This is a genomic window from Bacteroidia bacterium, from assembly GCA_025056095.1.
Taxonomy (GTDB): Bacteria; Bacteroidota; Bacteroidia; order JANWVE01; family JANWVE01; genus JANWVE01.
In genome coordinates this window covers 1-11,653 of record JANWVW010000076.1, presented here as the reverse complement: position 1 = coordinate 11,653, position 11,653 = coordinate 1, and the positions used below count along the sequence as shown (strand labels likewise).

Below are 11,653 nucleotides of genomic sequence, written 5' to 3'. Positions count from 1 at the left end.
GTGCGTCAGCACGGTGCGGAGCGAAGCGTAGCACCGAAGCGAAAGCGTAGCCCGTAGCACGCCGACCTTGCCCACACAAGCGCAAGCGAAAGTGTGGGCAAGGGCACGCCCAAAAAAATATATCCATAAAAATAAAAACGTGTCTCTCAACTGAAGTAAATCTGAATTACTCTACTTTTTACTCTTATCTTATTGAAAATGAGCACTTACAAGCACAATTACTGTAAATGATGATACAAGATTAAGAAAATATAGCCAACTTGCAATCTATGCGGTTTCTCATTTTGCGGTTTAGTGCTATTGGCGATATTGTTCTTACTACTCCTGTTATACGCTTGTTGAGAAAAAAATTTCCCCATGCCACTATTGACTATGCGACCAAAACACAATACGAAATATGCATCCGCCACAATCCCTACCTTGACAAAATTTATACGCTATCCCCTAAACAGTCCGTTTTCTCATTTGTACAACAACTTCCTAAATATGACTACGTGATAGACCTGCACAATAACCTGCGTACTTTTCAAATTAAATTTTTGATTTCAGGTAAAAAGTTTAGCTTTCCAAAACTCAACCTCAAAAAATGGCTATACACAAATTTGAAAATTAACTTAATGCCCAATATCCACATTGTTGACCGTTACCTAAGTACACTCAAATACTTTGATATTCAAAACGACAATCAAGGTTTAGACTTTTTTATTCCACAGGCAGTGACGAAAAAAATAGATTGTCTTTATCCAGCATTGCCGCGAATTTCCATAGTTTTAAGCGGCACGTATTTTACTAAAAAGTATCCTTTACATCATATTGAAACATTGATAGAGAAGCTAGGCGAGAAGGTTGTTTTGTTAGGCGGGCAAACAGAAAGTTCAGAGGGAAATTATTTACAAGAACGTTTTGGAAGCCAAGTGCTGAATTTGTGTGGTCAGTTAGACTTATTAGAAAGTGCAGCGGTAGTGAATCGTACAGAAATAGTTATTTCGAATGACACAGGTTTAATGCACATAGCCGCAGCCCTGAAAAAATACGTCATCTCACTATGGGGAAATACTGTTCCTGAGTTTGGAATGTATCCCTATCAAACTGAACATGTTATTTTAGAGAATAGAAACCTATCTTGCAGACCTTGCACTAAATTGGGCTACTCTCAATGCCCTAAAAAACATTTCAAATGCATGGAAGAGATTAAGCCGCAAAGTATAGTTAATGTTGTTTGGAACTACCAAAATAAAAAACGATTGTAGACTATGGCTTTTTTTCTGACTTTTGCTTTTGAAGCCAAGCTTCATAGCCTATTCCTGCCCAAGGCATGTTACGTTCAAAGTGATACATCCAAGGGTAATGAGGTTTACCTGTAAGTTTAGATCGTATTTCGCGTACATCTTTAATAAATTTTGCAGGATTACCTGCGACTAATGTGTACGGTTCTACATCTTTATGGACAAAGGATTGTGCGCCTACTAAGCATCCTTCACCTAACGTAACACCTGATAAAATTAAACTTCCCGCACCAATTTGAGCATAGTCTTTGGCAATTACCCCTTTGGAAATATTTGAAGGGGGATGGGGGTCATCAGTGATGATTACATTCGGATATATAAAAACAAAATTCCCAAACTCACTATGCTGCGCAACAAATACTTGACTATGCAATCGGCAATAATCTCCAAAAGTGCTATATCCTTGAATGTCCGTATTTGTACCTACGGAACAGTTATTTCCCATTTTAGTATATTCTCTGATGGTAGCTCTATGCCCCGTAGTAAAATTATCCCCGATTTCACAAGCAGCATAAATAATAGTGAAGCTGCGAATCAATGCATTACTACCTATAATAGTTCGTGGATTTTGATAAGTGTGAGGTTCAGTGTAATAGTTATGAAGAGGTTCTCCAATAACACAGTTGTCGGCAATGATGCAATTATCGCCAATCACTACATTGTCATATATGTATGTATTATCGCCGATTTTTACATTTTTACCTATAATAGCGCTAGGGCTGATATAAGTGTTTTGATTTCTGAATTTCATAGAATACATGTTTTGAGCCTCAATAATACTAAATTTTCTTTTGCTTACTTAAATATTTTTGACATATTACAGGGCTTTATCAATCAATTGCTAACTTTTGTGATTAGCTTATGACTTATGCTTAAAAATTGATAAAATTGCTTGACTGTATGAAACTTAATTTTATTTGTGCTGGAATAGTGTACTTACATCTTGCTTTCTGCCAAGTAGACTACAATGCAGAAGTTTTACAAATTGCACATCAATATACTGATGGTGGAGGATATAGATGGACAGGTACAGGCTGTCCTGACAATATATTTCACAAAAATCAGCTCATACTTGCTAAGAGTACTACAAATACTACATATTGCAGCGGTTTCACGTTTGCCGTAGTGATGAAGGTTTTTCAAAAACATAAGTTGATAGAAGATAAGACAATTCCTCAGATTAAAAAGTTTCAGCAAGAATGGTACGGAGCTACTCCTGAAAGTGCAGAAAAGCAGGCGATTGTTGCACTTATGCATTTAGGCTTAGGGCAAGAAGTCCCTTTTCATAAAGCTAAGCCAGGCGACTTTGTGCAGTTTTGGAGAGGTAAAACAGGGCATTCAGCTATTTTCAAAGGTTGGATTATTAGACAAAATGATACTATAGGAATTCACTATCGTAGCACTCAAAAAGCTACTAATGGAATAGGGGACAACCAAGAATATTTTGAAGGAGTAGAAGTCAATGGCAAAAAAGGTGAAATTATTAGAAGCCGAACCTATTTTGCCCGAGTTATGACCACCAATTTTTCAAATTGAAATAAAAAAGCGGTTCATGTCAAATTTCAACCGCTCATGTGGCAAATTTGACCGTTCATGCACTATTTTGGACAATTGATGTAGGCAGTAAGTTAGATTTTTGTATTGAAAAAACAAGAGCAAAGACGTGGGGTTGCCCCTAAGGCTTGAGCTCCTTTGCTTTTTTGTTTTTAGCCTTTTCATCTTTGAGATTAAAAAATTACAAAATAGAAGCATTTTGTATAACCGAATTTTTAGGATATTTGTAAGTATGTTAGCCCCTCAAATCCTTCAGAAAATAGAAGCATTAAGTGAAAAATATGCTGCCGCAGGTCAAGACCTCAATAGTTACTTGGAAGGTTTGCTGTATGCGGACTATCTTGGATATTGGGATTATATTCAACTAGATACTCTACTTACTTTACAGAAACCTAAAACGGCTTTTCCAGATGAGAAAGTGTTTATTATTTATCATCAAATCACTGAGTTATATTTTAACTTAATTTTACATGAATTATCACAAATACTTTCGGACAAAGATTTGACAGAAGCCACTTTGCTCAAAAGAGTAAACCGCATCAATAGGTATATAGTCCATTTAACAAACTCTTTTGAGATAATGATTGAAGGTATGGACAAGGAGCAATTTCTTAAATTTCGGATGTCCCTGCTACCTGCATCGGGTTTTCAATCTGCACAATTTAGAAAGATAGAGATTGCCTGCACGCCGCTAATTAACCTTGTCCATGCTTCAAAAAGGGAGGATTATAGACATAAATCTTTGGAAGAGCAGTACCAAGTTCTATATTGGAAATATGGTGCTATTGAGCTTCAAACAGGACAAAAAACACTTACTCTTCGCATGTTTGAACAGAAATATGAAAAAGAATTTTTAGATTATATTTATCAGCATCATCAAAATACTTTATATGAAAAATATCTTTCTATTTCTGAACCAAGCCAAGCGGTCAAGGATGCTTTGAGAACATTAGACCAAAGTTTTAATATACATTGGTGCCTAGTACATTATAAGTCTGCGGTAAAATATCTACATAAAGATCCTGAGGATATCAAAGCTACAGGGGGTACAAACTGGCAGCAATACTTACCTCCTAAATTTCAACGAATTATATTTTTTCCAAGCCTTTGGTCTGATGCTGAAAAGGAAGAATGGGGCAAAAACTGGGTCTTAGAGCAGTTGAATAATACTGCTGTTAAATAAATCTACTTCTTTTCGTATCGTAAAGCATTTTTTACTAATTTTGCGCAGATAAAATGAAAAAATCGCTGCGAGTTATTTTTGTCATTTTCTTTTGTTACTTACCAATAATCACAACTATAGCACAAGACACTGAGATTAGCAAAACCAAAACCGATATCTTAAAAAATAAATCATCTGGAAGTAATAAAGGCATCCAGACTACTCAAAATGAACTTCAAATAGAGATAGACAATATGATTAAGCAAGGCATGACGCCTGAGCAGATTCAGCTTGAGATAGCTAAAAAAAAGCAAGAAAGAAAAAGTGATACAAAAAATCCTAAGCAAGGCGATCCCGAAAGTAAAATAAAGCAATCTGGAAAGGATAAACAAAAACAAGAAGAGGAGCAGGAAGAGGAAGAGGAAACTGAAAAGAAAAAACCCAAGAAGTTCCCTATAACTAAAGGTGATATTGAGTATGCAGTATATGGGCAAAATATTTTTGCGTCTGGTGCTTCACCTTTTGAACCTCAAGACTATCAAAATCCCCCCGATGATTATGTAGTAGGCCCTGGAGATGAGATAAATGTAGTAGTATGGGGAGACTCAGAAGCCAATGATAATCATAAAGTAGCTCTTGATGGTACAATATTTCCTGAAAAAGTAGGACGCTTAGTCGTAAATGGAATGAAATTTAAAACTATGCGAGAATTTGTCAAATCGCAATATAGGAAAATTTATGCCAGCCCTAACACAAACATAGAGGTAAGTATTAGTAAAGTAAGAAGCATAAGAGTAAATATTGTAGGTGAAGTCATGCAACCTGGAGCATATACTATCTCCGCATTAAGCACAGCTTTCAATGCTATTTATGCTTCAGGTGGTCCTAATAGTATAGGTTCATTGAGGACAATCTATGTTAAGCGCAATGGTAAAACCATAGACACATTGGATATATACCAATATTTACTCAACGCAGATTTTGGAAAACAAATTTATTTGCAGCATAATGATATTATTCAAGTGCCTGTAGCTAAAAAAATAGTAGAGCTAACAGGTGAGGTCAAACGCCCGCTAGCCTATGAACTTAAAGAAAACGAAGGTCTTTTTGAGTTGATCCAAATTTCTGGGGGATTTCTTCATACAGCCTACAAAAAGAACATACAAATCAAACGAATACAAAATTACAAGGAGATTCTAATTGACGTAGATTATGATGAGAAGCTATCTAAAAATGAGAATGTTCCGCTTCTTGATGGAGATATTATTGAAGTACGAAGAGTGCGTGAGGGAGTAATGAACAGTGTACAAGCAGTGGGGGCATTTAATCAAACAGGTTTTTTTCAACTTCCACCTACTTCAAAGCTGGGCGATCTACTCAAAAAAACCGAAGGACTTACTGCAGATGCTTACCTCTCTCGAGCTTATATTTTGCGTATCAATAACGATTTAGATGTAGACTATATTCCTATTGACCTTACTGGTCTATCCGATACAATAGGAAAAGGTGCTGAGGAAGTTAAAAATATACAACTAATGCCGTTTGATATTGTACGAGTTTTTTCAAAAAAAGAATTCAAGGACAGCAACTATGTAGAAATAAAAGGTCTAGTGAGAAAAGAAGGTAAGTACCCTATAACAGGTAAAATTACCCTTAAAGATGTACTTTACTTTGCAGGAGGATTGAAAGAAGAAGCTGCTAACACTAAAATTGAAGTATCCCGAATTTTGAAACAAAAATCGGCTAATGAATCTCGAATAACGCGTGTAACTGTCCTTACAGTAAATGTTAAACCAGATCTAAGCATTGACCAGGAAGCAGAGAAGTTTATCATGTCGCCTTATGATCAGGTATTTGTCCGTAAGAATCCTGATTTTAACATGCAGGAAAGTGTTTTCATTACAGGACAAGTGCTTTACCCAGGAGAATACACAAAACTCGAAAGAACAGAACGCCTTTCTTCTCTTATTGAACGCGCAGGTGGAATTCGAGAGAAAGAAGCCTATCTTGATGGAGCTACACTTTTTAGAAAAATGAACGACAGTACCACGCAAAGAATAGCCATTAACCTCAAAAAAGCTCTAAAAAAACCTAATAGCAAATACGATATAGTTCTGCGAGAAGGAGATGTAATTCACATTCCTTTACTGCAAGACTTCGTAAATGTCCAGGGAGCTGTTCAAACTAATGTTACAGTAACATTTGATGGTAAAACAAAATACAAGCATTATATCGCACTTGCGGGTGGTTTCAAAGACAATGTAAAACGAAGCAAATGCTATATTACCTATGCAAATGGCATGAATCAACCTACACGCAATTATATTTTGTTCAAAAAATACCCCAAAGTTGAACCAGGGGCTACTTTAGTTGCCGTTCCCAAAACAGAATCTAATGCCACAGTTTTAATGGCAAGAACTCAAATCGCTGTGGGACTTATTACAGGATTTACTACTTTGATGGTAGCATTGCTTTCAGCTATTAACTTGTTCAGGCAATAAATTATTAAAGTTCTTCGCGATATTAACATATCCAAAATACATTGTTATTTTTGTGTGCCTATGTCTTCTACATTACAGATATACAATACATATACTCGCAAAAAAGAAATTTTTGAACCGCTTGTGCCTGGTTTTGTAGGTATGTATGTATGTGGTCCCACAGTATACGGCGATACCCACTTAGGACATTTACGCTCTGCTATTACTTTTGATATTGTCTACCGTTATTTTTTGCACAAAGGCTATAAGGTAAGGTACGTTAAAAATATCACTGACGTGGGACATCTAACCGATGAACTCAATGATGCGGGTGAAGATAAACTCCAAAAGAAAGCACGATTAGAACAATTAGAACCTATGGAAATTGCCCAAAAATACACTTATCAATATGAACGAATAATGGATATTATGAATGTGCTTCCCCCTTCCATTGCTCCGCGTGCCACAGGACATATAATAGAGCAAATTGAGTTCATTCAAAAAATTATAGATGCAGGTTTTGCATATGTAGTCAACGGTTCTGTGTATTTTGACGTGGTAAAATATGCCAAAGAAGGAAAGTATGGTATTTTATCAGGTAGAAAATTAGAAGAGCTTTTAGCTGGGGCAGGTGAAGAGCGCCGAGAACTTAAAGAACAACAAGAAAAACGTAATCCTGCTGACTTTGCGCTTTGGAAAAAAGCTCCCCCTGAACATATTATGAAATGGAATTCACCTTGGGGAGTAGGCTTTCCAGGGTGGCATATTGAATGTTCAGCTATGAGCAGCAAGTACCTTGGAAATACATTTGATATACATGGAGGGGGCATGGACTTGATATTCCCTCACCATGAAGCAGAAATTGCACAATCCCATGCAGGACATCAGTGCATTCCTGCACGTTACTGGATGCACAATAATATGCTCACCATCAATGGGCAAAAAATGGCTAAATCGCTTGGTAATTTTATTACCGTAGATGAATTTCTTACAGGAAAACATCTTCTTTTAGAAAAAGCCTATTCACCTATGACCATGCGCTTTTTTATGTTACAAGCTCACTACCGCAGCACACTCGATTTTTCTAATGAAGCTCTACAAGCTGCAGAAAAAGGACTGCAAAGACTTTTAGAAGGCTATCAATTTTTTATGAACTTAACCCCTAGCGAAAGTAATAACTCCGTATCTTTTGAGGAAATTCAACAACTACAACAGAAATGCTATCAAGCCATAGAAGATGACTTTAACACACCTGTTTTAATCGCTCATCTATATAGTGGATTAGAGTTCAAAACAGCTATTACACACCATAATAAAACTATAAATGCTCAAAGCTTATCTTTACTTCAAAATATTTACAAAATTTTTGTAGTAGATATTTTGGGCATAAAAGTAGAAGAAAAAACTACTACAAACCAAACAGAACTTTTACATCAATTGATAGATGAAATTCTCAAATTACGTTACGAAATTAGATTACAAAAAAATTTTGCTAAAGCTGATGAAATACGCAATAGACTATCAGAACTGGGAATTGAAGTCAAAGACACCAAAGAGGGTTCTACTTGGAAGTGGAAGCAATAACTTTGTATGTGGATTGAAATTATTTTAGGAATATATGCTGTACAGGTAATATGCTATGCAGTAATTTTGTGGATAGAAAGATATAAACCTCACTCACAGACATATAAAAAAGTAGCAGTACTTGTTGCTTGTCGGAACGAAGAGAAAAATATTTTACCTTGTTTGCAGTCTTTGTATGCCCAAGATTATCCCAAAGAATACTTTGAAGTCTGGATAGGTGATGACGATTCCACTGATAATACTGCACTTATTGTGCAGAAATTTATCAAGGATAAACCTAATTTTCATTATGTAAAGATTACTCAAAATTTATGGGGACTCAAAGCTAAACAAAATGTACTAGCCCAACTTGCCCACAAAACTGATGCAGAAATCTTATGTATTACCGATGCGGATATTATCACACCCAAAACGTGGATAGGCACGCTTGTAAGTGGATTTGACTCTTCAAAAGTAGGAATAGTTTGTGGTACTACATACATTTTGCCCAAAGGGTTTTTCAATGTTTTACAAAGTATAGATTGGCTATTTTACATGGGCATAGCCAAAGCCAATCTTAACATTCGCTTGCCGATTACTGCCATAGGGAATAATATGGCTGTTCGTAGTGCAGCTTACAAGGCAGTAGGCGGCTATGAAAATATACCTTTTAGTTTTACAGAAGATTACAAACTATTCAAAGAAATACTCAAACGTACTGATTATACTGCAAAGTGGATTTTTAGCCCATTAAATACGAATATCACTTATGGTGCTTCTTCCTTGCATAAGTGGCTTCAGCAACGCAAAAGATGGCTAAAAGGAGGAATGGAATTGCCCTTTTTCATTTGGCTGCTTATGCTATTCAACGTATGCGTAGAAATAGTAATGTGTCTAAGTTTTATCAAATCTATTTCATTATTTGCCATTTTATTCTTATGTAAGACTTTGGTAAATAGTGTGCTACTGCTATCTATTTTTAGTAAGCTACAAACTTGGTATAAAAACTGGCTGTGGGCAGTTCCTGTTTATACCTTGTATCAAATGGGGCTTATTCCGATATTGTTTGTGTATTTTATTCTACCCCTTAAGCTAAAATGGAAAGATCGAGAGTATTGAAAAATATGCATCCCTAGCGGAAGTCATCTATTATCTTAAGTTTTTTCACTTCATTGTGGTATTTCTGTAAAAAGTTTTTTAACGTCTTTGACTAATTCTATTACAAAATTTACTTTTATGGATATGCGCCTACAATTTAACAGCTTGTCTATTGTACAAATAATTTGACATTTAAACTATTTTTGTTGTTTGTAAAAGAAAGTCCAATGAAATACATCAAAGTAGCAGGTGCATCTGTCAATCAAACGCCAATGGATTGGCAAGGCAACCAAGAAAGGATTGTACAAGCTATTCTACAAGCAAGGCAAGAACAAGTAGGAATTTTGTGTCTGCCAGAGTTAGCCATTTCAGGATATGGGTGTGAAGATATGTTTTTTAGTGATTATGTCCCTGAATACTCACTCAAAACTCTTTTGAATATTTTACCGTATTGCGAAAATATTGTTGTATCTGTGGGGCTACCCCTTGTATATGAAAACATGGTTTTCAATACAGTAGCTTTGATACAAAACCAAAAAATATTAGGTTTTGTGGCTAAGCAGGAACTAGCAGGCGATGGAATACACTACGAACCTCGTTGGTTCAAAAAATGGACAGACAACTTAGTAGTAAAATATGAAATTGAAGGACAAAGCTATCCGTTGGGAGATTTGATCTTTGAAATAGACGGCGTAAGAATAGGTTTTGAAATCTGCGAAGATGCTTGGAACGGCGTTAGACCTGCTCAAAATCATTATCTTAACAACGTAGATATCATTCTCAATCCGAGCGCTTCTCATTTTGCTTTTGGTAAAACCAAAGTTAGAGAAACCTTAGTCCGAGAAACTTCGCGTTCTTATGCTTGTGCGTATGTGTATAGTAATCTTTTAGGCAATGAAGCAGGGCGAGTAATTTATGACGGCGAAATTCTTATCGCACAAGGGGGAAATTTGTTAGCTAGACATAAACGCTTTTCTTTTCAAGATTATCAAGTCCATTCCGCAGTAATCGATGTACATGCCATTCGTAGGTGGAAAAAGAAATCTTTCAATTTTAAGGCAGAAATTCCGCAGCGCATAGTAGTCAGCACAGAGAAAATCATTGAAGCAGACCCCAAAGCACAGCACAACATTGACATAGAACCTTTTGAAAGCAAAGAATTAGAATTTTACAAAGCAGAGTGCTTAGGGTTATTTGATTACATGCGTAAAAGCCGCAGCCAAGGTTTTGTGCTTTCCTTATCAGGGGGAGCAGACTCATCGGCTTCTGCGGTGCTATGTGCCAGTGCTATTCAGGAAGCTATAAAAGAGCTAGGGATAGAAGGTTTTAAGAAAAAACTAAGCTACCTTAACATAGATTATGAGCAACCTATTGTCGCTCAACTTTTGACCTGCGTATATCAACGGACTTCCAACAGCAGCGAAGCAACTTTGCTAAGTGCTAAAACTTTAGCTCAACACTTAGGAGCTACGTTTTACTGCTGGGACATACAAGAATTCACAGAAAAGTATACAGAAATGATTGAGAACAGCTTACAGCGTAAGCTTACATGGGAAAAAGATGACCTTACATTGCAGAATATTCAAGCTCGCGTACGTGCCCCAGGTATTTGGATGGTCGCAAACGCTAAAAAAGCTTTGCTAATCACTACCTCTAACCGAAGTGAAGCCGCCGTAGGCTACTGTACTATGGATGGAGATACCTGTGGCGGCTTAGCCCCGTTGGCAGGTATAGACAAAGCAAGCTTGTTAGCTTGGTTACGTTGGGCGTATAAAGAACTCAATATAGAAGTACTTAAATACGTAATTGACCTAAAACCTGGACCTGAACTTCGCCCCAAAGATGCAGGGCAAACCGCCGAAGGCGACTTAATGCCTTACGCCATATTAGACAAAATAGAAAAATGTGCGATTAGAGATTACAAATCACCTGTGGAAGTGTTTAATACTCTCAAAGGTACAGTTGAAGTTACCGATGCTGTCCTGAAAGCATATATTAAGAAGTTTTTTACTCTATGGTGTCAGAATCAATGGAAAAGAGAGCGTTATGCACCTTCTTTTCATTTAGACGATGAAAATCTTGACCCGCGTACTTGGTGTCGCTTTCCTATTCTAAACGGAGGTTATAGAGAATTGCTACACGAACTAGAAAATATGGCATAAATGTATGGTATAATTTAAGGAATAATTTCTTTTTGGGCGTGCCCCTTGCTGACGCAAGGGTCGGGGCATTCCGCACTACGCTTTCGCTTCGGTGCTTCGCTGCGCTTCGCACTGCCCTTACGGGCATGCTTCATGCCCCTCACGCAGATGACCTGTGTAGTTATGTCTTTACCTTGTTTAAGCTTGAAGTACAAGTACTTACAAGCTAAAACTCTACACAAGATACAGAGGGATAGGTTTTCGGGATTTAAGGTATAAAGTGTAGAGGGGATTGGAGGTTGCTTCCGTGCAGAGGATGGGATGTGGTCTTGTAAGGCGCGCCCTTGTGGGCGTTCCGCCCACAAGGGC

Annotated in this window: 9 protein-coding genes; 7 read left to right on the top strand and 2 right to left on the bottom strand. The window is 36.9% G+C overall.

What is annotated here, in order from left to right:
• Nucleotides 1-269 precede the first annotated feature (269 nt).
• Nucleotides 270-1,250, top strand: a complete 981-nt coding sequence (locus NZ519_07245) for a glycosyltransferase family 9 protein (protein MCS7028549.1) — start codon at nt 270-272, stop codon at nt 1,248-1,250.
• A gap of 1 nt (nt 1,251) precedes the next feature.
• Here the strand turns inward: NZ519_07245 and NZ519_07240 are convergent, their stop codons facing one another.
• The gene (locus NZ519_07240) at nt 1,252-2,037 is read right to left on the bottom strand and encodes an N-acetyltransferase (protein MCS7028548.1); all 786 of its coding nucleotides are present in this window, start codon (nt 2,035-2,037) and stop codon (nt 1,252-1,254) included.
• Nucleotides 2,038-2,216: 179 nt separating this feature from the next.
• Between NZ519_07240 and NZ519_07235 the strand changes: the two genes are divergently transcribed.
• The 6 genes from NZ519_07235 (at nt 2,217) to nadE (ending at nt 11,305) form a co-directional block, all read left to right on the top strand.
• A complete protein-coding gene (locus tag NZ519_07235; GenBank protein ID MCS7028547.1) occupies nt 2,217-2,822 on the top strand; it encodes a hypothetical protein in 606 nt (201 codons plus the stop codon).
• 250 nt (nt 2,823-3,072) lie between these two features.
• Complete coding sequence (locus NZ519_07230) at nt 3,073-4,023, top strand: tryptophan 2,3-dioxygenase family protein (protein MCS7028546.1); 951 nt, start codon at nt 3,073-3,075, stop codon at nt 4,021-4,023.
• Between the two features lie 53 nt (nt 4,024-4,076).
• The gene (locus NZ519_07225) at nt 4,077-6,503 is read left to right on the top strand and encodes an SLBB domain-containing protein (GenBank protein MCS7028545.1); all 2,427 of its coding nucleotides are present in this window, start codon (nt 4,077-4,079) and stop codon (nt 6,501-6,503) included.
• 60 nt (nt 6,504-6,563) lie between these two features.
• Nucleotides 6,564-8,066, top strand: coding sequence for a cysteine--tRNA ligase (gene cysS, locus NZ519_07220; protein ID MCS7028544.1), 1,503 nt, complete (start codon nt 6,564-6,566; stop codon nt 8,064-8,066).
• A gap of 6 nt (nt 8,067-8,072) precedes the next feature.
• Nucleotides 8,073-9,164 carry a glycosyltransferase gene (locus NZ519_07215; GenBank protein ID MCS7028543.1) on the top strand — a complete coding sequence of 364 codons (1,092 nt, stop codon included), beginning with the start codon at nt 8,073-8,075 and terminating at the stop codon, nt 9,162-9,164.
• A gap of 206 nt (nt 9,165-9,370) precedes the next feature.
• Complete coding sequence (gene nadE, locus NZ519_07210; GenBank protein ID MCS7028542.1) at nt 9,371-11,305, top strand: NAD(+) synthase; 1,935 nt, start codon at nt 9,371-9,373, stop codon at nt 11,303-11,305.
• 14 nt (nt 11,306-11,319) lie between these two features.
• On the opposite strand, the gene NZ519_07205 is transcribed toward nadE, so the two are convergent.
• Nucleotides 11,320-11,653, bottom strand: a 334-nt coding sequence (locus NZ519_07205; protein MCS7028541.1) for a hypothetical protein, incomplete at its 5' end; no start/stop codon positions are given.